This is a genomic window from Streptomyces sp. NPDC045998, assembly GCF_056430285.1.
Genome location: NZ_JBWKLJ010000001.1, coordinates 1026148 through 1047352, shown reverse-complemented (window position 1 = coordinate 1047352; position 21205 = coordinate 1026148). Strand labels below are relative to the sequence as shown.

Sequence of the window (21205 nt, the reverse complement as noted above, 5' to 3'; positions counted from 1 at the left end):
GGCGACTTCCGCCAAGACCGGCGTCGTACGATCCGGTGACAGGGGCAGCGTGAGGGGGATCAATCGCCGTGCAGGGTATGGAACTTGCGGTCGCTCGTCTCGCCGGTACGGTGCTGGGCGCGGTCGCGCGGTCGCTGGTCACCCCCAGGGCGGGCGCGGGGCTGGTGGACCGCCCTGTGCGCCCCCTCCCCCGCCCGGCGAAACCGGACCGGCTGGCACGGGTTCTGTCCGAGCGGCTCACCGCGCCGTACGGCTCCCTCCCCGAGCACGAACGGCTGGCTGCGGTCGACTCCGTGCGGGACACCTTCGCGGCCGCCGGGGAGATCGACGCGGAACGCCTCTTCCGGCTCGACCTGGAGCCGGGGCGGCTGGCCGGTGAGCTGCGCGCGCCGGCGGCCGGGCTGAGCACACGTGCGCTCGACCTGTACGAGGAGCTGCTCGCGCTGTGCTGCGCGCACCTGGTGGAGCAGCTGACGGCGCACCCGTCGTTCCCGGCCCGCGCGGCGGTGGAACAGACCCGTGCGGCCGGCCGCACCCGAGCCCTGGTGGAGGACCTGGCCACCGCCCCGCACCGCCGCCGGGACGCGGCGGCGGTGGAGTTCGAGGAGCGGTACGCGGCGTACGTGAGGGAAACGTACGGGCGGCTGGAGCTGTTCGGGCTGACGCTCGGACGGTCGGCGAGCGAGTGGCCGCTGGACACGGCCTACATCAGCCTCACGGTGAGCGACACGGGCGGCGTGGAGCGGCGCGACGCCATGGACCTGCCGCACGCGGGCCGGGGCGCCGTCACGGCCGAGCAGGCGCTCGCCGAGTCGGACCGGGTCCTGCTGCGCGGCCCGGCGGGCTCCGGCAAGTCCACGCTCGTGCAGTGGCTCGCGCTCAACGCGGCCCGGCGCACCTTCCCCGCCGAGCTCGCCGACTGGAACCGGTGCGTGCCGTTCGTCCTGCGGCTGCGCGCCTTCACCTCGGCGGAGACCCTGCCCCTCCCCGACGACTTCCTGCGGGCGGCGGGCGTCCCGCTGCACGGCTCAGCGCCCGGGGGGTGGGTGGAGTCGCTGCTGTCGTCCGGGCGGGCCCTGGTACTGGTCGACGGCGTCGACGAGGTCCCGGCCCGGCTGCGCGGCCGTACCGTGGCGTGGCTGAAGTCCCTGATCGCCGCCTTCCCGGAGGCGCGGTACGTGGTGACCACGCGACCGTCCGCCGTGCCGGAGGACTGGCTGGCCGCCCAGGGCTTCACGGCCCGCTCGCTGCTGCCGATGGACCGCGAGGACATCCGGGCCTTCGTCGCGCACTGGCACGCCTCGGCTCGGCTGGAGAGCCCCGCGGAGGCGGAACTCCTCGACACGTACGAGCAGTCGCTCCTCCAGGCCGTCACGACCCGCCGGGACCTCGGGCGGCTGGCCACCAACCCCCTGATGTGCGCGCTGCTGTGCGCCCTCAACCGCGACCGGCGCATGCACCTCCCGCGCGCCCGCAAGGAGCTGTACGACGCGGCGCTCGACATGCTGCTCGTACGGCGTGACATGGAGCGCGAGATCGGCTGCGTGGAGGGCGTGGCCCTGTCCCGCGAGGAGCAGACCGCGCTGCTGCAGCGCCTGGCGTACTGGCTGGTCCGCAACGGGCAGGCGGAGGCGGCGCGGGCGGAGGCCGTCGAGATGGTGGGCGAGTGGCTCACCGCGATGCCCCAGGTGACCGCCGGCCCGGACGCCGTCTTCGCCCACCTGCTGATCCGCAGCGGCCTGCTGCGCGAGCCGGTGCCGGGCTCCGTCGACTTCGTCCACCGCACCTTCCAGGACTACCTGGGCGCCAAGGCGGCGGTGGAGTCCCGTGACTTCGGCGTGCTGGTGCGCCACGCGGACGACGACCAGTGGGACGACGTCGTCCGCATGGCCGTGGGTCACGCACGCGTGGAGGAGCGCGTGCGTCTCCTGCGGCAGCTGCTCAAGCGCGCCGACCGCGCGCCCCGGCTCCGCCACCGCCTGGTCCTCCTGGCGGCGGCCTGCCTGGAACACGCGCCGGAGCTGGACCCGGCGGTGCGGGCGGAGGTGGAGACCCGCGCGAGGGAACTGGTGCCGCCACGCTCGCTCGCGGACGCGGAGGAACTGGCCAAGGTCGGCGAGCTGGTGCTGGAGCTGCTGCCGGGGCCGGAGGAGGACGTGGAGGAGCACACCGCGGCGGCCGTGGTGCGCACGGCGGCCCTGGTCGCCGGGGACGCGGCGTTCGAGCTGGTGGCGCGGTTCCGTCAGGACACGAGAGTCTGGGTGGCACTGCAGGTCTCCCAAGCCTGGGGCTCCTTCGACACCGAACGGTACGCGCGGGAGGTGCTGGCAGCCGGACCGTGGAACACGTCGTACCTGCACGTGCAGAGCGACGCGCAGCTGCAGGCCTTGCGACACGTCCCGAAAGCCCGTCGGCTTCACGTCACCGGCGAATATGCCGACCTCAGTCCCCTCCTCGCGGTCGAGGACCCCGAGTGGCTCTTCCTGCTGGACAACGGCGCGCTGACCGACCTGTCGGTACTCAGCCGCTTCCCCGGACTCCAAGAGGTCGGGTTGAGCCGGTGTATCCGCCTTCGAGACCTGTCGCCACTTGCCGGGCCGTCGTTGCGACACCTGTCCTTGTACGACGTTCATCCCTCCGTCTCACTGGAGCCCCTGCGGGACATGCCGGGCCTGCAGAGCGTGATGCTGTCCCAGCCCCTGCTCATCGAGGACCTCACCGAACTGCCCGTCGGGCCTCAACTTGTGCATCTGGGACTGCATCAGCAGACCCGCCACGTAAGCCTTAACGGCTTGGAACGCTGGCCCGAGCTGCTCTCCCTCTCCTTCGCCGGGCAAGGCCAGCTCCGGCAGCTGTCCCGCATGCGGCCGCCGACCTCCATGGCGAGACTGGCTCTCTACGAGCTGAACCCTCTGGACCCGAGCCTGCTGACCGGGTTCGGTCACGTGCGGGACCTCTACCTATGGCGGTGCGAGATCCCTTCCGGCCTCGCCGTCCTCCGTGAGATGCCCGCCCTGACCAGACTCACCCTGAGCCAGTGCGCATCCTCCGGAGCACCGGTCGACGTGAGTCCTTTGGCCCCCATGGAGCAGCTCACCATCGAGGTCACCGACGACACCCCGGTCGTCGGCACCGAGCTCTTCCCTCCTGAACGCATCACAGTGCGCCGCGTCAGGACCTGACGGCGTCACACCCCCGCCGCCCCCAGCAGCGACCCCGCCCCGTACGTCACCGCCATCGCCAGCGCGCCCCCGCCCACCACCCGGAGGACCGCCGGGCGCACCGGGGCGTCGCCGAGGCGGGCGCTGGACCAGCCGGTGAGGGTGAGGGCTGCGAGGACCGAGAGGACCGTGACGGTGAGGCGCAGGGGCGCGGGGGGCAGGACGATGGCGAGGAGCGGGAGCAGGGCGCCGACCGTGAAGGCGAGGAAGCTCGCTCCGGCCGCGTGCCAGGGGTTGGTCAGTTCGTCGGGGTCGATGCCCAGCTCCACGCGCGCGTGGGCACGCAGGGCGTCGCGTTCCGTGAGTTGTTCGGCGGCCTCGCGGGCGACGTCGCGGCTCAGGCCGCGGGCCGCCAGGAGGCCGGTGAGTTCGTCGAGTTCGGCGTCCGGCTGCTCGCGCAGTTCGCGCTTCTCCTGGGCCAGCGCGGCCTTTTCGGAGTCGCGCTGCGTGGAGACGGAGACGTACTCCCCCACCGCCATGGACATGGAGCCGGCCAGTAGGCCCGCGAGGCCGGCCGTGAGGAGTGTGGTGCGGTCGTCGGTGGCGCCGGCGACGCCGACGACGAGTCCGGCGGTGGAGACGACGCCGTCGTTGGCTCCGAGGACGGCGGCGCGCAGCCAGTTGAGGCGGGTGCCGAGCGCGCCGGCGTGCGCCTCGTCGTGAGGTGGTGCATCGGTCACCCGGTGAGGGTCTCACCCGCGTGGGCCGGATGCCCGTTGGCCACAGCACTAATTGGGTGGCGGTCCCGTACGGGTGTTCCCTAAAGTTCGTGCACGCGGGGACGGCTCCGCACGCGTGCTTCCTTCTCCTTCTCTCCAAAAGAATCCGTGTAGCGCGCTCACTCTCCGTCCCCGCTTCACACACTTCTGCCCGTCGCCGGGTTCCCAGGGGGATCTGTTTGTCCGCGCTGTCGTCCGTACTGCTCCGCCGTCTCCGTACGGTCTACGTCGGCGGGGCCGGGCCCCGCCCAGGGGACGGGCCGACGGCCGGAGGGCTCGTCGCCCTGGAGGCCGAGCTCCTGGAGCGCGGATTCGCGCCGACGGCGCGCCTGCGGGCCGCGCTCGCGTGGCTGGGGCCGGCCGGGCTCGCGGAGGCGGGCAAGGAGCTGCTGGGCCGGCTGGACGCCGAGCTGGGGTCGGATCGCACCCATATGCCGCTGTTCCGCGATTTCCCGGTCTCCGTTCCGGACGACACCGACCGGCTCTATGTGGACCGGGTCTTCGCGCTGCTGCTCCAGTGGCCCGCCCAGCCGTGCGTGCTGTGCGGCACGGTCGGCGGTGTCGAACCCGTCTCGCCCTGCGCGCACCTGGTGTGCCGGGCCTGCTGGGACGGCGCCGACTACGCCGGCTGCCCCCTCTGCCACCGCCGCATCGACCCGGCGGACCCGTTCCTGAAGCCGGTCGCACCGCCGCGCCGCACGCCCGAAGCGCCGTCCGGCGGTCCGCTGTGTCCGCTCGACCTGGGCACCGACCCGTCCGCCGACGCCGCCAAGGCGCTGGGCGCGCTGCTGGCCCGCCGTACGCCGCTGCCGCCGCAGGACCGTGACGACCTGAAGGTGCTCCTGGCGTACGCGCCGCCCGCGCTGGACTGGCTGCCCGAGGACGTTCCCGTACGGGAGACCAAGGCGCTCGTCCTGGGTTCGCTGCTGCTCGACCCGCGCACGCGGGAGGCCGTACGCCCCCTGCTGGACGAACGGCTGACCACCGCGACCGACGTGCTGCGGCTGCTCGCCGTCTGGTCGGGCGGCGAGCCGGACCTGCTGGAGCGGCACCGCTTCCGGTCCCTGCCGCGCGGCCTGCGCCGGCAGCTGCTCGCCGTTCTGGACGGGCTGGCCGCCGAGTCGCTGGTCGAGGACGTGCTGCGGTACCCGGGGCCGTGGAAGCGTGCCGCCGAGGTCCTCCACCCGTACGAGCGGCACGGCGACCACCCGAAGGCGGCCCTCGCCTTCGCGGTGCTGCGCGGGACCGACACCGCGGCCGTCTCCGCCACCCTCGGCGAGGCGCTGCGGCGCACGGCGGCCGAGCACCCGCGTGCGGTGCGGATCACCGGCACGCGCATCAGGGCGAACACCTGGTCCGGCCGGGTCGAGGAGGCCCTGCGCGCCCGGGACCGCTCCACGGCCCTCGCCCTGCTCCTCCAGCGGCCCGGAGAGCTGCTGCGTCGCCTGGACCACCTGCTGCGCCTGGACGGCGAGGCCGGCGCGAGCCTGACGGACGCAGAGGCCCGGGCGCTGATGGAGGTCCTCCCGGGTGCGGGTCCCGGCCCGCTGCTGGCCGCGTTCGGACGCCTGCGGGGACGTCACCTGCCCGCCGAGCGGAGGGTGTTCTTCCCGCGCGGCCGGGTGACCCACGCGTACACGGTCGAGGACACGCGCGCGCCGCTGCCCGCCGCCGTCACCGAGCGGGTGTGCGGGCTGCTGGAGGCGGAGGTGCTGCGCCGGCTGTCCACCGCCTCCCGCTTCCGGCTGGCGGTGCTCGACGCGGGCCTGTCCGGGCTTGCCGTCCCCTCCGCCGAGGGGGCCGCGGCCAAGGCCCTGGTGTCGGTTCCGCGCGGCAGCACGCAGCGGCTGCCGGAGGGCGAGGTGCTGCGGCTGTTCCTGCACTGGACGCAGCCGCGGGGGACGCGGGTCGACCTGGACCTGTCGGTCGCGCTGTACGACGCGGAGTGGACGTACCTCGGCCGGTGCGACTACACCCGGCTGGTGTACGGGCGCCGGGCGGCCGTCCACTCCGGCGACCTGACGTCCGCGCCGGCGCCGTACGGGGCGACGGAGTACGTCGACCTGGACCTGGCCGGGCTCGGGGCGGCGGGCGTGCGGTTCGTCCTGCCCCTCGTCTTCAGCTACAACAACATCCCCTTCGACGAACTCACCGACGCCTTCGCCGGTTTCATGGCGCTGCGGTCGACGGAGGCCCGGAGCTCGCGGTACGACCCCAAGGCGGTGCGTCAGCGCTACGACCTGGTGGGCGAGTCCAGGATCCATGTGCCGATGCTGGTCGACCTGGAGCGGGGCGCCTTCCTGTGGACGGATCTGCACCTGCCGCCGTCCGAGGGGTACCACAGCGTCGCGCGGCACAGCCGCGACCTGGGCCGGACCGGGAAGGACCTGTTCCAGTACTTCTCGGCCGAGCGTACGACCCTGTGGGACCTGGCCGTGTGGCACGCGGCGGCACGGGCGGAGGAGACCGCCGTCCTGCGCGACGGGGAACTGGTCTACTTCGCCCGGCACGTCGGCGAGACCCTCGGCTCGTACGCCCGGCGTATCCGTACGAACCGGGCACCGGACGCGCGGCGGGCCGGGGAGGATCCGGTGGCGTCGGCCGCCCGGGCGGCGGCCGGGAGGCACGTCCTGCTGGCACTGACGGACGGCTCGGTGGCACCGGAAGGGGCGTCGGGCACGGTGTACCGGTTGCTGCCGGGCGCCGTCGACGGCTGCGGCCTGGAACGGGCGGCGGCCGGGGACCTGCTCGCGGCGCTCGGCTGAACCGCCCCCAACTGCCGTCGCCGACAGGGAAACAGCGCCTCGGGGCGTCAACACGGCGGGCGGGAGCGGCCTGAGTGGGGGATGCCGGGGACGGCGTTGTCAGTGGCGGCCTCTATTCTCAGTGACCATGCTCGACGACCGCACGACAGCAGCAGCGTGGCCGACCGCCTACCCCCAGGAGGGGTACGCGGTCGTCGACGTGGAGACCACCGGCCTCGCCCGCGACGACCGGATAGTGTCCGCTGCCGTCTACCGGCTCGACGCGCAGGGCAATGTCGAGGACCACTGGTACACGCTGGTCAACCCGGAGCGGGATCCGGGCCCGGTGTGGATCCACGGTCTGACGACCAGCGTGCTGGAGGGGGCGCCGCTCTTCGCCGACATCGTCGCGGAGTTCTCGCGGCGGCTCGACGGCCGGGTGCTCGTCGCGCACAACGCCATGTTCGACTGGTCGATGATCGTCCGGGAGTACGCGCGGGCCGAGCACACCGCGCCCGTACGCCGGCGGCTGTGCACCATCGCGCTCGCCAAGGAGCTGGCGCTCCCGCTGCCCAACCTCAAGCTGGAGTCCCTCGCCGCGCACTTCGGCGTCGTCCAGCAGCGCGCGCACCACGCGCTGGACGACGCGCGCGTGCTGGCGGAGGCGTTCCGCCCCAGCCTGCACGCGGCGGCCGAGCGGGGCGTACGGCTGCCGCTGCTGGAGTGCCGTCCGCTGACGGAGTGGGCGCCGTCGCCGTCCGTGCCGATGCCGCGCGCCGGGCAGCAGGCCATGTCGTCGTACCGCGCGAACAGCTGGCGGCCGTCGCGGAAGCGGCCGGCGTGCCCGTACCCGAACCCGGGGCGTTACGAAGCGGACAAACCACTCAAGCAGGGGATGCGTGTTGCCTTTTCGGGCGATACGTCCGTCGAGCGGGAGCTGTTGGAGGACCGTGCGATCGAGGCGGGCCTGCATGTGGCCACCAGCGTGTCGCGGCTGACGAGCCTGCTCGTCACCAACGACCCGGACGCGGCGACCTCCAAGACGGTCAAGGCGAAGTCCTTCGGCACGCCGATCGTCGACGAGGCGGCGTTCACCCATCTGCTCCGCGACGTGGCGCCGGCCGAGGCCTCGAAGGACTCAGCAGACGAGTGACGGTCCGGGCGTTGCGCCGCCCCTTCCCCGGACGTACACCGCACCCTGTGGCGCATGGCACGTTGTGAGGTCTGCGGAAACGACTACGGCATGTCCTTCGAGGTGCACGCGCAGGGCGCGGTGCACGTCTTCGACTGCTTCGCCTGCGCCATCCACCGCATGGCGCCCATCTGCGAGCACTGCCGGGTTCAGATCATCGGCCAGGGCGTCGAGGTCGACGGCCAGTGGTTCTGCGGCGGGCACTGCGCCCGCGCGGAGAAGGGCCAGGTGGGCATCGTCGACAAAGTGTGACGCACCCCCCATCCCGCACCCCCCTCGGTGCACCCCGTGGCGCCGGTTGTACCGTCGTGGGGTGTACCGCTTCCTGTTGTCCCGGCAGTGGGTGATCCTCACCCTCCTCGCCCTCGTCCTCATCCCCGTGATGATCGAGCTGGGCTTCTGGCAGTTCCACCGGCACGAGCACCGGGTCGCCCAGAACGCCCTGATCGCGGACAACCTCCGGGCGAAGCCCGTCCCCGTGGCGGAGCTCACCTCCCCCGGGCACACCGTCCCGCGCGCCGACTACTGGCGCCAGGTGACCGCCACCGGCACCTTCGACACCGCGCACGAGGTCGTCGTACGCCGCCGGACCAACGCCGACGACAAGGTCGGCTTCTTCGTCCTGACCCCCTTCCTCCTCACCGACGGCCGCGTGGTCCTGGTGAACCGGGGCTGGGTCCCCGCCGCCGACGACCAGGCCGCCTTCCCGGAGGTGCCGCCCGCCCCCAAGGGCGAGGTGACCGTCACCGGCCGCCTCAAGGCCGACGAGTCGACCGGCGCCAGCGGCATCAAGGACCTCAGCGGTCTGCCGCCCCGCCAGGTGATGCTGATCAACAGCGAGCAGCAGGCCCAGCGCCTCGGGCGCGAGGTGCTCGGCGGCTACCTGGAGCAGACGGAGCCGCAGCCCTCCGGTGACCTCCCAGAACTGATCCCGGAGCCGGACCACGACTCCATCGGGGCCCACATGGCGTACGCCGTGCAGTGGTGGCTCTTCGCGGCGGGCGTCCCGGTCGGCTGGGTGGTGCTCGTGCGCCGCGAGAAGCGCGACCTCGCGGCGGCGGCAGAGGCGGCGGCCGCAGCGGACGCGGCGGACGGAGCGGACGGAGACGCGCACAAGGCGGACGCGGCCGAGACCGCCGAGGCCGCCGCGCCGTCCGCCCCCTGACAGCCGCCCCCCGGCCCCCGATCCCCGGTCACCGACCCCCGGCGCCCGGCCACTCGGCGATGCGCCCTGCTTAACCGAACGCCGGTGCGGGAACACGCCTGGGGTGACGCAACACATCGAGGACTACGCCCTCATCGGCGATCTCCAGACCGCGGCGCTGGTGGGCAAGGACGGCTCCATCGACTGGCTGTGCCTGCCCCGCTTCGACTCGTCGGCCTGTTTCGCGGCCCTGCTCGGCGATGAGAACAACGGCCACTGGCGGATCGCGCCCAAGGACGCGACGGTGTGCACGCGCCGGGGCTACCTGACCGACTCGCTCATCCTGGAGACGGTCTGGGAGACCCGCACCGGCACCGTCCGGGTCCTCGACTTCATGCCGCAGCGCGACCAGGCGCCCGATGTCGTGCGGATCGTCGAAGGCGTCAGCGGCGAGGTCGAGATGGCGGGCGTGCTGCGGCTGCGCTTCGACCACGGGTCGATCGTGCCGTGGGTGCGCCGCTTGGACGGCCACCGGGTGGCGGTCGCCGGCCCCGACTCCGTATGGCTGCGCAGCCAACCCGAGGTCAGGACGTGGGGGCAGCAGTACAGCACCTGCTCGTCCTTCACGGTCCGCCCGGGCGAGAAGGTGGCGTTCGTGCTGACGTGGCACCCCTCCCACCAGCCGCGCCCGCCGCTGGTCGACCCGTACGAGGCGCTGGAGCACACGCTCGAGGACTGGAAGGCGTGGGCGGCGCAGTGCGTGTACGAGGGGCCGTACCGGGAGGCGGTGCTGCGCTCGCTCATCACGCTGAAGGCGCTGACGTACGCCCCGACGGGCGGGATCGTGGCCGCGCCGACGACCTCGCTGCCGGAGGAGATCGGCGGCGTACGCAACTGGGACTACCGCTACTGCTGGCTGCGCGACTCGACGCTCACGCTGGGCGCGCTGCTGTCCGCCGGGTACCTGGAGGAGGCGTCGGCGTGGCGGGACTGGCTGCTGCGGGCGGTGGCGGGCGACCCGGCGGACCTCCAGATCATGTACGGGCTGGCGGGTGAGCGGCGGCTGCCGGAGACGGAGCTCCCGTGGCTGCGCGGCTACGCCGGATCGCGCCCGGTGCGGATCGGCAACGCCGCGGTGCACCAGCTCCAGCTCGACGTGTACGGCGAGGTCATGGACTCCCTCTACCTGGCGCGCGAGGCGGGTCTGCAGGCGGAGCCGTACGCGTGGAACCTCCAGCTCAGCCTGCTGAACTTTCTGGAGTCGGCGTGGCGGCGGCCGGACGAGGGCCTGTGGGAGGTGCGCGGCCCGCGCCGCCACTTCGTGCACTCGAAGGTGATGGCGTGGGTCGCCGCCGACCGGGCCGTGCGGACGCTGGAGGAGCACCCCGTCCTGCGCGGTGACGCGACGCGGTGGCGGGCGATGCGGGACGAGATCCACCGGGAGGTGTGCGAGAAGGGGTACGACGCCGACCGGAACACCTTCACGCAGTCGTACGGTTCGCGGGAGCTGGACGCGGCGACGCTGCTGATCCCGCGCGTCGGCTTCCTGCCGCCGGACGATCCGCGGGTGGTGGGGACGGTCGACGCGGTGCGGCGGGAGCTCAGCCACGACGGTTTCATCCGCCGGTACAGCACCGAGGGGGTGGCGGTCGACGGCCTGCCGGGCGACGAGGGGACGTTCCTCGCGTGCTCCTTCTGGCTGGCGGACGCGCTGCGCATGACGGGCCGGGACAAGGAGGCCCGGGAACTGTTCGAACGGCTGCTGGCGCTGCGCAACGACGTGGGTCTGCTGGCGGAGGAGTACGACCCGTCGTCGCGGCGGCAGCTGGGCAACTTCCCGCAGGCGTTCAGCCACGTCGGACTGGTCGGGACCGCTCTGGCGCTGGCGCGGGAGGAGGCGGGCGGAGCAGGATAGGGCGCATGGATCTTGGACTGAAGGACCGTGTGTACGTCGTGACGGGCGCGTCACGGGGGCTGGGCAACGCGTCGGCGCGGGCGCTGGTGGCGGACGGAGCGCGGGTCGTGCTCTCGTCGCGCGACGAGAAGGCGGTCGCGGAGGCGGCGGCCGCACTGGGGCCCGGCGCCGTGGGCGTCGCGGCGGACAACGCCGACCCGGCGGCCGCGGAGCGCCTGATCGACACCGCGCGGACGCGTTTCGGCCGTTTCGACGGCATCCTGATCAGCGTGGGCGGCCCGCCGCCCGGCTCGGCGGCGGACAACACCGACGAGCAGTGGCGGGCGGCGTTCGACGCGGTGTTCCTGGGCGCGGTGCGGATGGCCCGCGCCGCGGCGGCGGCCCTGGGCGAGGGCGGCGTCATCGGCTTCGTGCTCTCCGGCTCGGTGCACGAGCCGATCACCGGCCTGACCATCTCCAACGGCCTGCGCCCGGGGCTGGCCGGCTTCGCCAAGTCCCTCGCCAACGAGGTCGGCCCGCGCGGCGTCCGCGTCGTCGGCCTGCTGCCCTCCCGCATCGACACCGACCGCGTCCGCGAACTGGACGCCCTGTCGGGCGACCCGGCTGCCTCGCGCGCGGCGAACGAGGCGAACATCCCGCTGCGCAGGTACGGCACCCCGGAGGAGTTCGGCAACACCGCCGCCTTCCTGCTCTCGCCGGCCGCCTCGTACCTGACGGGCGTGATGCTGCCGGTCGACGGGGGCGCGCGGCACGGGTTCTGACGCCTTCCGACGCCGTGGCGGGGGTCAGTTCACCCGGCGCGGGGCCTGCTTCACGGCACGCAGGCGGGCCTCCGCCGGGAGGGCCGCCAGGCGCGCCGAGGCGCGGGCGCGGGCGAGGGTCCCCGTGGTGAGCTCCCGCAGCGTGTCGGCCGGGGAGGCGTGGGGCTCCAGGAGGAGGGAGACGCGGGCGGCCGGGGCCGTGCGGCGCCCGGTGAGCCGTACCCGCGCGCGGGCCACGCCGTCCAGGGTCTCCGCCTCGGACTCGACCGCGCCTTCCAGCGCCCGGCCGCGCAGCACCGCACCCTCCCCGTCGCCCGTGTCGACGAGCACCTCGGCCAGCCGACGCTGCCTCAGCTGCGCCAGCAGCCACACCAGCGCCAGCAGTACCAGGGCGGCGAGCACCGCGACGCCGACGGCCCACCGCCACTCGCCCCGTCCGCGCCGGGCCTCGCTGAGCAGTACCGCGTCCGGGCCGTGCCACGGCCACCAGGACGGCATGCCCAGGTCGAGCCCGGCCGCGAGGACGGCGCCACCCGCGCAGAGCAGCAGCAGCCCGGCGAGGCCGATCAGGACACGGTTGACGGCACGGAGCACTCCGGCCACCTCCTCTCACCGCCTCTTCGCCGGGCGCCTGACGCGTACGGACAGCGCCGGCGGCCGCTTGAGGCCGAGTTCGTCGATCCCGTCGTCCAGCGCCGCGCGCACGTCGTCCCGTACGTCGTCGAGGTCGCGGAAGTGCGACACGGCACGCACCGCGACCGCACGCCGGCGCGCGCGTACCCGTACGGAGCGCACGCCCGGAACGGCCTGCGCCCGGTCGCGCAGCACGAGCGCCACCGCCTCCCGGTCGAGCCCGGCCCGTACGGGCACGGCGTCGCGCCGCATCGGCAGCACCCGGCGCAGCCCGGGCGTGACCGCCAGCACGAGCAGCCACAGCCCCAGCGCCATCGCGGCCCCGGCGCCGACGAGCACCCACACGTCGTCCAGGGGGCGGCGGTCCAGTTCGTCCAGGAGCACCCGCCGCCAGCGCATGCCGGGCCGCCCGGCCCGTACCGCCGCGACGTCGTACAGCAGCAGGCCCGCGCCGCCGAGGACCACGAGCGCGACGAGGGCGGCGGGGACGCGCCGTGGGGACCAGAAGCGCCCGTTCACGCGAGCCTCCCGCGGGTGCGCTGCGGTGAGTGGAGCCGTTCGACCTGGACCGCCACCTCCGGCACGCTCATGCCGGCGAGGGCTTCGACCCGTCGGGTGACGTGGCGGCGCACGGCCCCGCACTGGGCGCCGATGTCGGAGGGGTAGCCGAGTTCCAGGCTGATCCGGATGCGCGCGCTGTTCCGGTGGACGACGACCGACGCGTGCGGCGGCCCGCCGCCTTCCGGTACGCCGCCCTCGGGGGCGTCGTCGAGGGCTTCGCGCGCCGCCCGCGCGGCGATCTTCGCGACGACGCGGTCGGCGATGACGGTCGCGCCGCGCTCGGGCGCCCGGACACCGGTGACCGCCGCGGTTTCCCCCGCCACGGCGTCACCGCCGCCGGTCGTCGCGGTCGCGGCCCCGGAAGAGGTCCCCGGGCTCCAGGTCTCCGTCGAGGAACCGCCCCACCACGAAGCCGACCGCGCCCAACGCGGCGACCAGCAAAAACGCGCCGAAGCCGCCGAAGTAACCGGCGAACCCGAGCGCCATCCCGGCCAGCAGGCCGACCACCGCCATGCTCATCCTGCGCTCCTTCGTGGTCCGTGGACCCCTGGACTACTGGATCCGGGTCTCGGGCTCCTCTTCCTCCTCATCGGGGAGCTTCACGTCGCTGACGGCGATGTTGACCTCGACGACCTCGAGACCGGTCATCCGCTCCACCGCGGAGATGACGTTCTCCCGGACGTCCCGCGCCACCTCGATGATCGAGACGCCGTACTCCACGACGATCTCCAGGTCGAGCGCCGTCTGGACCTCGCCGACCTCGGCCTTCACGCCGCGCGTCACACCGGCCCGGCCGCCGCCCGGGACCCGGTCGCGCACCGAGCCGAAGGTGCGCGAGGCCGCGCTGCCCATGGCGTGGACGCCGTCGACGTCCCGGGCCGCGAGCCCGGCGATCTTCATGACCACGCCGTCGGCGATGGTGGTGCGGCCGCGCGAGCCCGGGTCGCCGCCCGCGCCGACGGTGCGCCGCGTCGACGAGCTCCTGCGGGCTTCCTCGGCCGCCGGTTCCCTGATCTGCCCGGCCTTCGCCGTCTGGGCCGCCTGGGCCGCTTGCGAGGTCTGTGAGGTGTCGCTCATCGCCGTTCATCCCTTCCGGGCGGGTTTGCGCTCCGTTGACCACACTAAGGGCGGTTGCCCGGTTTCGCGCCGGGGATGCGGCAGGCTGGAGGAATGACGACGGCTGAGGGATGGGCCACGACGGTACGCGGCCGGCTGAGCCTGGGGCGACTGCTCCCCCTGGGCGGCCCGGCGGACGGGACCTGGCTGGCGGAGCGGGCGGCGGACGGGGTGCTGCGCGGGGCGGCCCGGCGGGTGCCGGGCGTGTCACCCGGCCGGCTGCGCATCGATCTCGCGGAACCGGAGGCGGCCCCGGAGCCGGTGTCCCCGTTCCCAAGGCCGCCGGGCGCCCTGCCGCCGGGGCCGCTGCGGCTCTCGGCGGACTTCGCGGCGACCGGTGGCGTCGGCGTACCGCTGCCGGAGCTCGCCGCCGGGCTGCGTACGGCCCTGTTCGCGGCGTGCGAGGAACGGCTGGGGCTGGTGGTGACAGAGGTGGACCTGCGGGTGACGGCACTGCTGGACGGGCCCGCGCCCGCCCCGGAAGCGGAACCGTCCGCAGCCCCCGCGGAGGAGGCGGGCGCGGTCGACCTGTCCGACCCGGCGGCCGCCGCCGTGGCGGCCGTACCGGGGGTGCGGCGGCTGACGACGGTGTTGGGCCCGTCCGTGCACCGGACGGCCGACCACCTCCGTATCGAGGTGGCGACCGCGCCGGACCACCGCGCGCTGGACGTGGCGCGAGCGGTCCGGGCAGCGGTCGGCGCGGCGGCACCGGTGACCGTGCTGATCACGGCCGTCGCCGCGGGGGGAGATGACGCGAGCAGGCCGGCGCCCTGACCCTAAAGGCTCACCGGCCCGCGGAGGGCCCGGCACGACGCCTCGCCACGCCGCTCGGGCGGTGGGCCGTCGGCTCACCAGGCGGGGCGGATCGGCCCCGACGGCGCCAGTCGTGTCAGGTCGGCGACGAGTTCGCCGAAGCGCGCCTCGCCCAGCGCTTCCCGCCACGGCGCGACGGCGTCCCGGGCCGCCTGGTCGGCGGCGCGCGTGGCGGCCCACCCGGTCTCGGTCAGCCCCAGGAGGCGGGCGCGGGCGTCGCGCGGATGAGGATGCCGCTCCACGTAGCCCTTGCGGACGAGCTCCTCGACCAGCTGGGCGGCGGCCTGTTTGGTCGCCCCCAGGTGCTCGGCCAGGTCGGCCGTGGTGGCGCCGCCCGCGGAGATGCGGGCGAAGGCGAAGCCGTGTGCGGGTCGTAGGTCCTCGAACCCCTGCCGGGCCACGCGGGTGTGGATGTCCTGCACCAGCTGTCCGGAGAGCGCCAGCACGAGTGCGGGGAAGGCCAGGGCGTCGTCCATGGGCTTGACTATAACTCGTCAAGTTGCTTGTCTATCTAGACAAGCAACTTGACTGAATAAGGGTGAGGCATGCCGTTCATCCGCGGTGACGAAGCCGTCGTACACGCTATCCACGGCGGCCGTTTCGTTTCCTACGTCCGCCCGGACACCGGCAGCCGGGACCTCGCCGCCTGGCGCCTCGAGATCCCGGCCGCAATGGTGGGGCCGACCCACACGATCAGCGAGGAGGAGACGTTCTACGTCCTCTCCGGTCGCCTCCTGCTCACCGTCGACGGCGAGAGCGCCGAACTCGGCACAGGCGACGCGGCGGTGGCACCCGCGGGCTCCGCACTGGCGGTCGCCAACCCCACCGACCAGCCCGCCCACGCATGGGTCACCACACGGGTCGGGCTCACCGCCGAACTGGCCGACGGCACCACCATCACACCGCCCTGGGCCCACTAGGGGGTGACCGCGTACGTCCGCAGAAGCCGGTGCGTCACGCCGTGCCCCACCGCCAGGACTAGTCGGCCAGGCCCGCCAGGTCGCGCAGACGCCGGGCCTGGGCGGCGCGCTCCGCGACGCGCTGCTCCTCGTACGTACGCTCCTGCGCACCCCGCAGCAGCGCCTTCGTCTCGACGACGGCGTCGCGCGGGGCCGCCAGCAGCGCCGCCGCCAGGTCGCGTACGGCACCGTCGAGCTCCTCGACGGGCACCACCAGGTTCGCGAGACCGATGCGCTCGGCCTCGGCGGCCTGGACGAAGCGGCCCGTGGCGCAGATCTCCAGCGCGCGGGCGTAGCCGACCGCCGCGACCAGCGGGTGGGTGCCCGTCAGGTCGGGGACCAGGCCCAGGCTCGTCTCGCGCATGGCGAACTGCACGTCCTGCGCGACGACCCGCAGGTCGCAGGCGAGCGCGAGCTGGAACCCGGCGCCGATGGCGTGCCCCTGGACGGCCGCGATCGACACGATGTCGTTGCGGCGCCACCAGGTGAACGCCTCCTGGTACTCGGCGATGACGGCGTCGAGCTCCTCGTCCGAGCCGCGCGCCAGGTCCAGGAAGGACGGCTCGCCCTCGAAGCCCTCGGGCGTGAACGCCTGCCGGTCGAGCCCCGCGGAGAAGGACTTGCCCTCGCCGCGCAGGACGACGACCCGCACGCTGCCCGGCAGCGACCGCCCGGCCTCCACCAGCGCCCGCCACAGGGCGGGCGACTGCGCGTTGCGCTTGGCCGGCTGGGCGAGCGTCACCGTGGCGACGGCGTCCTCGACGGTGAGCCGTACGCCATCCTTGTCGAACACTTCGAGGACTGGGTCGAGCGAGGTCATGGGGCGCCTCCGGATCCGGTGCGGCGGCTGTGCAGCCGATGACAGCCATCAAGTGACTGCACAGTAACCACCCGGCCGACACGCCGGTCGACCGGGTGGCCCTGCCGGATCCCTTGGGCCGGATGAGCCCGCTCGGACGGCGAGTGCCGCGCGGGGACCGTCAGGCCGAAGGGGCCTTCTTGCCTCGCGTAGCTCCGCCGCGTCCCCGCAGCGACACTCCGGACTCACTGAGCATCCGGTGGACGAACCCATAGGACCGGCCGGTCTCTTCGGCCAGTGCCCGGATGCTCGCACCGGAGTCGTACTTCTTCTTCAGGTCTGCCGCGAGCTTTTCGCGCGCGGCGCCGGTCACCCGGCTGCCCTTCTTCAGAGTCTCGGCCACCCGTGCCTCCTCATGGGAAGTGCGCCTCTGGACTCTCATGATCACCCCTCTGCGGCCACATGGCCAGCCATTCGACAAGGTCGGTGCCGCAAGGTTTCGCCATTCGGCGCTCACCGGACGGTCACCTTCCCGTCTCCGGAGCCCGGCCCGGCGCCGACTCTGCGGCGAAGTGCCAGGTCAGGGCGGTGGAGGGAACGACAACGCGGCGCGGGAGCGGAGGACGGGAATCCACCGCTCGCCACGCCGCGATATGAGACGTACTCACTCAGATGAAGGATCACGCGTAAGCCGAATGATCCATGCGGGGACGATCAGACGAGGGCCGGGCACGGGCCGGGACCCCGTCGGGGACCGGGTCAGGCGAGGGCGACCAGGTCCGCGTAGTCGGCTCCCCACAGGTCCTCGACGCCGTCCGGCAGCAGGATGATGCGCTCCGGCTGCAGGGCCTCGACGGCTCCCTCGTCGTGCGTGACCAGGACGACGGCGCCCTTGTACGTGCGCAGCGCGCCGAGGATCTCCTCGCGGCTGGCCGGGTCGAGGTTGTTGGTCGGCTCGTCCAGCAGCAGCACGTTCGCCGAGGAGACGACCAGGGTGGCCAGCGCCAGCCGGGTCTTCTCACCGCCGGAGAGCACGCCGGCCGGCTTGTCGACGTCGTCGCCGGAGAAGAGGAAGGAGCCCAGCGTCTTGCGCACCTCGACGAGGTCGAGGTCGGGCGCGGCCGACCGCATGTTCTCCAGGACGGTGCGGTCGGGGTCGAGGGTCTCGTGCTCCTGGGCGTAGTAGCCGAGCTTGAGGCCGTGGCCCGGCGTCACCTGGCCGGTGTCCGGCTTCTCCACGCCCGCGAGCAGGCGCAGCAGCGTGGTCTTGCCGGCGCCGTTGAGGCCCAGGATGACGACGCGGGAGCCCTTGTCGATGGCGAGGTCCACGTCGGTGAAGATCTCCAGCGAGCCGTACGACTTGGAGAGCCCCTCCGCGGTGAGCGGGGTCTTGCCGCAGGGCGCCGGCTCGGGGAAGCGGAGCTTGGCGACCTTGTCGGAGGCGCGGACCTCTTCCAGACCGGACAGCAGGCGCTCGGCGCGGCGGGCCATGTTCTGCGCGGCGACGGTCTTGGTGGCCTTGGCGCGCATCTTGTCGGCCTGCGCGTTGAGGGCGGCGGCCTTCTTCTCGGCGTTGGCGCGCTCGCGCTTGCGGCGCTTCTCGTCGGCCTCGCGCTGCTGCTGGTAGAGCTTCCAGCCCATGTTGTAGACGTCGATCTGCGACCGGTTGGCGTCCAGGTAGAACACCTTGTTGACGACGGTCTCGACGAGGTCGACGTCGTGGGAGATCACGATGAAGCCGCCGCGGTACGTCTTGAGGTAGTCGCGCAGCCAGACGATCGAGTCGGCGTCGAGGTGGTTGGTGGGCTCGTCGAGGAGCAGCGTGTCGGCGTCCGAGAAGAGGATGCGGGCGAGCTCGACGCGGCGGCGCTGACCGCCGGAGAGCGTGTGGAGCGGCTGCCCGAGGACGCGGTCCGGGAGGCCGAGGGCGTGCGCGATGGTGGCGGCCTCGGCCTCGGCGGCGTACCCGCCCTTGGTGAGGAACTCGGTCTCCTGGCGCTCGTACTGCCGCAGCGCCTTCTCGCGGGTGGCGCCCTGGCCGTTCGCGATCTTCTCCTCGTTCTGCCGCATCTTGCGGATCAGGACGTCGAGGCCGCGGGCGGAGAGGATGCGGTCGCGGGCGAGGACGTCGAGGTCGCCGGTGCGCGGGTCCTGCGGGAGGTAGCCGACCTCGCCGGAGCGGGTGATGGTGCCGGCGGCGGGGATGCCCTCGCCGGCGAGGCACTTGGTGAGGGTGGTCTTGCCGGCGCCGTTGCGGCCGACGAGGCCGATGCGGTCGCCCTTGGCGACGCGGAACGAGGCGGATTCGATGAGGACGCGGGCGCCGGCGCGCAGCTCGATGCCGGAAGCGGTGATCACGGACAGACTCCAGGGCGGGTGGGACGGCGGAAGGACGGCGGGTGCGGTGGCTTCGACGCCGGCTAATGCACAGGGAGAATGGCCATACGGGCCAGTCTAACGGGCGGGTGCAACTGGTTTTCCGGCCGTGGAGGGCGGTTCGGGGCCGCGTTCGCGGCGTCCCACGGCCGGTGGAGCGCGGGGGTGCGTGGCCGGTGGCGGGTGCCAGACTGGGGAACAGCTGAGACCCGGATCACATCGCAGTCGGAAGGCCGTAGCGAGCACCGAATCGGAGAGTGACCAGCATGGCCGACGTACCGAGCATCTATCCCGCGATCCTGTACGAGGACGCGAAGGCGGCCATCAGGACGCTGAAGGAGGCCTTCGGGTTCACCGAGGTGAGTGTGTACGAGGGCGAGGACGGCCAGATCGTCCACTGCGAGCTCGCCTATGGGAACGGCATGGTGATGCTGGGCACCAAGAGACGTGAGGGCGTCTACGCCAAGGCGATGGCGGGGGCGGGCCCGGTCGGGGTGTACGTGGTGGTGGACGACGTGGACGCGCACCACGCCCGGGCCGTGGAGCACGGAGTGGAGATCCTGATGCCCCCGACGGACCAGGACTACGGCTCCCGCGACTACATGGCGCGGGACGCCGAGGGCAACGTCTGGAGCTTCGGCACGTACGCGCCGGGTGCGGCGGGGTAGCCCCGCGGCGGCCCGGGCCCCGGCGACCCGGAGCCCTGGGCCCCGACGACCAGAGCCCAGGGGGCCCAGGGGGGCGGTCAGGCGCCGCCCGTGTGGACCTGGAAGGCCGCGCGGCGGACCGCTTTCGCGAAGGCGGGGTCCGGGTGGGCGGCGGCCAGGGCGACCAGGACCTGGACCGTGCGGGGGTGGCCGACGGCGCGGACCTCGTCCAGGAGGGCCGGGACCGAGCCCTGGACCGCGGACTCCAGGTGGCGCACGAGGAGCGTGGCGTCCCCGTGGTCGGCGACGGCCGCGGCGGTGTCCACCCAGAGCCAGGTCGCCTCCTCGCGGGTGAGGACGTCGGTGGCCTCGTCGGGGTCGGCGCCGTCGTGCTCGGCGAGCCAGATGAGGGCGTAGGGGCGCAGCGGGGGCTCCTCGGCGGCGGCTCGCACCCCGGCTTCGGCGGCGGAGCCGACCACCCGCAGGGCCTCGAAGGCGAGGCCGCGCAGCAGGGCGTCCTCGCCGCGCGCGACGTCGAGGAGCTCGGTGACGGCGCTGCCCACGGGGCGGGCGGCGAGCCAGGCGCGGTACTCGACGCGGGCCGGGCCGGGGGTGAGGCGGGCGCAGGCGCGCAGCATGTCCTCGGCGGACTGCTCGATGTGCCCGGCGGGGCTCTGGGCGGCGACGCAGATCTGCTCCAGCTTGACCCACACGGCCCAGTTGCCGAGCGGGGTGAGGGTCGCCTGGCCCTGGCCGAGGGTGAGGGCGCCGACGGCGGCCAGGCCCTCCAGGGCCCAGTCGAGCAGGCGCGCGAGCGGGTCGGGCCCGGGCGCCGCGTCGGGGGCGGCACGGCGGGGCACGGCCCCGGACGCCCCGACGGCCCCCTCGCCGGGTGCCGCGTCGGGCACCGCGCCGGGTTCGTCCCGCGGCGCGGCCGGCACCTCGCAGCGCTCCTCGCGGAGCTCGGCGACGCGCTGCCGCAGCAGGTCCAGAAGGGACGGCACGGGCACGGGGCCCGCGGAGAGCTGGAGCAGGGAGAGGACCTGGGGAACGGCCTCGACGACCTCGGCCACGGCGGTGGGCTCGACGTCGCCGGGGGCGGGGTGGACGAGCGACCAGGCGTCGAAGAGCGCGACCCAGCCGCGCAGCACGGCCGAGTCGTCGCGGTCCCAGGCGCGCAGCCGCCAGCCGGGGCGGGCGGTGCCGCCGTGCAGCTCGACGAGTCCGGCGAGGCGGGCCCGGTCCCAGCCGGCGCGCACCTGGTCCGGGGTCAGGCCGAGCGCGGCCGCGGCCCGCTCCTGGGCGGGGGTGGCGTCGGGCTGGCGGTCGACGGCGGCCCAGCGGGCGATGCGTACGGCGTCGTCGAGGACGGCTCGCGCCTGACGGGCCAGCTCGGCCGGGGGCGGCGTGCCCTCGGGCGGTCGCGACGCCGGCCGCGTACGCCGGGTGGTCACAGCCCGTCGTGCCGTGGTCAGGGGCCGCGGACGGACGAGTCGGAGTCTGGAGTTGCGCGCCAATTGCTCATCAGGCTTTCGAGACGTCACGGGGGCAGTCTTCCCGCTGACGGCCCGAAAGCCCAAACGGAATCGGTTTCGCCGGACGGCG

21 protein-coding genes are annotated in these 21205 nt (G+C 73.8%); 10 read left to right on the top strand and 11 right to left on the bottom strand.

Translation table 11 applies throughout. The annotated features are described in order from the left end of the window. Positions 1-77: 77 nt before the first annotated feature. Positions 78-3182 carry an NACHT domain-containing protein gene (locus AC07FJ_RS04685; RefSeq protein ID WP_479045132.1) on the top strand — a complete coding sequence of 1035 codons (3105 nt, stop codon included), beginning with the start codon at positions 78-80 and terminating at the stop codon, positions 3180-3182. 5 nt (positions 3183-3187) lie between these two features. Here the strand turns inward: AC07FJ_RS04685 and AC07FJ_RS04680 are convergent, their stop codons facing one another. Further along, positions 3188-3901 (bottom strand): VIT1/CCC1 transporter family protein, encoded by a 714-nt coding sequence (locus AC07FJ_RS04680; RefSeq protein WP_479045130.1) that lies wholly within the window; start codon positions 3899-3901, stop codon positions 3188-3190. A gap of 218 nt (positions 3902-4119) precedes the next feature. On the opposite strand from AC07FJ_RS04680, the gene AC07FJ_RS04675 reads away from it, so the two are divergent. From AC07FJ_RS04675 to AC07FJ_RS04650, 6 genes are all read left to right on the top strand, one after another. Continuing rightward, positions 4120-6705, top strand: a complete 2586-nt coding sequence (locus tag AC07FJ_RS04675; RefSeq protein WP_479045128.1) for an MXAN_6230/SCO0854 family RING domain-containing protein — start codon at positions 4120-4122, stop codon at positions 6703-6705. Positions 6706-6826: 121 nt separating this feature from the next. After that, complete coding sequence (locus AC07FJ_RS04670; RefSeq protein WP_479045126.1) at positions 6827-7837, top strand: DEDDh family exonuclease; 1011 nt, start codon at positions 6827-6829, stop codon at positions 7835-7837. A 54-nt stretch (positions 7838-7891) separates the two neighbouring features. Further along, positions 7892-8128 carry a hypothetical protein gene (locus tag AC07FJ_RS04665; RefSeq protein WP_078887695.1) on the top strand — a complete coding sequence of 79 codons (237 nt, stop codon included), beginning with the start codon at positions 7892-7894 and terminating at the stop codon, positions 8126-8128. A 61-nt stretch (positions 8129-8189) separates the two neighbouring features. Continuing rightward, on the top strand, positions 8190-9041 hold the full coding sequence (locus tag AC07FJ_RS04660) for an SURF1 family cytochrome oxidase biogenesis protein (protein WP_479045124.1): 852 nt from the start codon (positions 8190-8192) through the stop codon (positions 9039-9041). 103 nt (positions 9042-9144) lie between these two features. Then, positions 9145-10935, top strand: coding sequence for a glycoside hydrolase family 15 protein (locus AC07FJ_RS04655; protein WP_479045122.1), 1791 nt, complete (start codon positions 9145-9147; stop codon positions 10933-10935). Positions 10936-10940: 5 nt separating this feature from the next. Beyond that, the gene (locus AC07FJ_RS04650; protein WP_479045120.1) at positions 10941-11696 is read left to right on the top strand and encodes an SDR family oxidoreductase; all 756 of its coding nucleotides are present in this window, start codon (positions 10941-10943) and stop codon (positions 11694-11696) included. 24 nt (positions 11697-11720) lie between these two features. Here AC07FJ_RS04650 and amaP read toward each other — a convergent pair whose 3' ends face one another. The 5 genes from amaP to AC07FJ_RS04625 are packed head-to-tail and all read right to left on the bottom strand — an operon-like array spanning position 11721 to position 13967. Further along, positions 11721-12299: an alkaline shock response membrane anchor protein AmaP gene (amaP, locus tag AC07FJ_RS04645; RefSeq protein ID WP_479045118.1), complete on the bottom strand. Its 579-nt coding sequence runs from the start codon at positions 12297-12299 to the stop codon at positions 11721-11723. Between the two features lie 6 nt (positions 12300-12305). Then, positions 12306-12848, bottom strand: a complete 543-nt coding sequence (locus tag AC07FJ_RS04640) for a DUF6286 domain-containing protein (RefSeq protein ID WP_479045116.1) — start codon at positions 12846-12848, stop codon at positions 12306-12308. Then, positions 12845-13213 carry an Asp23/Gls24 family envelope stress response protein gene (locus tag AC07FJ_RS04635; protein WP_479045114.1) on the bottom strand — a complete coding sequence of 123 codons (369 nt, stop codon included), beginning with the start codon at positions 13211-13213 and terminating at the stop codon, positions 12845-12847. The genes AC07FJ_RS04640 and AC07FJ_RS04635 overlap by 4 nt, the downstream gene beginning before the upstream one ends. A gap of 4 nt (positions 13214-13217) precedes the next feature. Next, positions 13218-13409, bottom strand: a complete 192-nt coding sequence (locus AC07FJ_RS04630) for a hypothetical protein (protein WP_355365456.1) — start codon at positions 13407-13409, stop codon at positions 13218-13220. Between the two features lie 33 nt (positions 13410-13442). Then, complete coding sequence (locus AC07FJ_RS04625; protein WP_479045113.1) at positions 13443-13967, bottom strand: Asp23/Gls24 family envelope stress response protein; 525 nt, start codon at positions 13965-13967, stop codon at positions 13443-13445. Between the two features lie 93 nt (positions 13968-14060). Here AC07FJ_RS04625 and AC07FJ_RS04620 point away from each other — a divergent pair, with 93 nt between their 5' ends. After that, positions 14061-14780: a hypothetical protein gene (locus tag AC07FJ_RS04620; protein ID WP_479045110.1), complete on the top strand. Its 720-nt coding sequence runs from the start codon at positions 14061-14063 to the stop codon at positions 14778-14780. Positions 14781-14854: 74 nt separating this feature from the next. Here AC07FJ_RS04620 and AC07FJ_RS04615 read toward each other — a convergent pair whose 3' ends face one another. Continuing rightward, on the bottom strand, positions 14855-15295 hold the full coding sequence (locus AC07FJ_RS04615; protein WP_479045108.1) for a MarR family winged helix-turn-helix transcriptional regulator: 441 nt from the start codon (positions 15293-15295) through the stop codon (positions 14855-14857). Between the two features lie 69 nt (positions 15296-15364). On the opposite strand from AC07FJ_RS04615, the gene AC07FJ_RS04610 reads away from it, so the two are divergent. Further along, positions 15365-15739: a cupin domain-containing protein gene (locus tag AC07FJ_RS04610; protein WP_479045107.1), complete on the top strand. Its 375-nt coding sequence runs from the start codon at positions 15365-15367 to the stop codon at positions 15737-15739. Positions 15740-15797: 58 nt separating this feature from the next. Here the strand turns inward: AC07FJ_RS04610 and AC07FJ_RS04605 are convergent, their stop codons facing one another. The 3 genes from AC07FJ_RS04605 to abc-f all read right to left on the bottom strand — a co-directional run bounded on the left by AC07FJ_RS04605 (position 15798) and on the right by abc-f (position 18935). Continuing rightward, the gene (locus AC07FJ_RS04605) at positions 15798-16598 is read right to left on the bottom strand and encodes an enoyl-CoA hydratase/isomerase family protein (RefSeq protein WP_361414998.1); all 801 of its coding nucleotides are present in this window, start codon (positions 16596-16598) and stop codon (positions 15798-15800) included. Between the two features lie 160 nt (positions 16599-16758). Beyond that, positions 16759-16980 (bottom strand): helix-turn-helix domain-containing protein, encoded by a 222-nt coding sequence (locus AC07FJ_RS04600; protein WP_254751967.1) that lies wholly within the window; start codon positions 16978-16980, stop codon positions 16759-16761. 356 nt (positions 16981-17336) lie between these two features. Beyond that, complete coding sequence (abc-f, locus tag AC07FJ_RS04595; RefSeq protein WP_361414996.1) at positions 17337-18935, bottom strand: ribosomal protection-like ABC-F family protein; 1599 nt, start codon at positions 18933-18935, stop codon at positions 17337-17339. A 284-nt stretch (positions 18936-19219) separates the two neighbouring features. On the opposite strand from abc-f, the gene AC07FJ_RS04590 reads away from it, so the two are divergent. Continuing rightward, a complete protein-coding gene (locus AC07FJ_RS04590) occupies positions 19220-19621 on the top strand; it encodes a VOC family protein (protein ID WP_479045104.1) in 402 nt (133 codons plus the stop codon). 77 nt (positions 19622-19698) lie between these two features. Here the strand turns inward: AC07FJ_RS04590 and AC07FJ_RS04585 are convergent, their stop codons facing one another. Then, on the bottom strand, positions 19699-21144 hold the full coding sequence (locus AC07FJ_RS04585) for a hypothetical protein (protein WP_479045102.1): 1446 nt from the start codon (positions 21142-21144) through the stop codon (positions 19699-19701). Between the last annotated feature and the right edge of the window lie 61 nt (positions 21145-21205).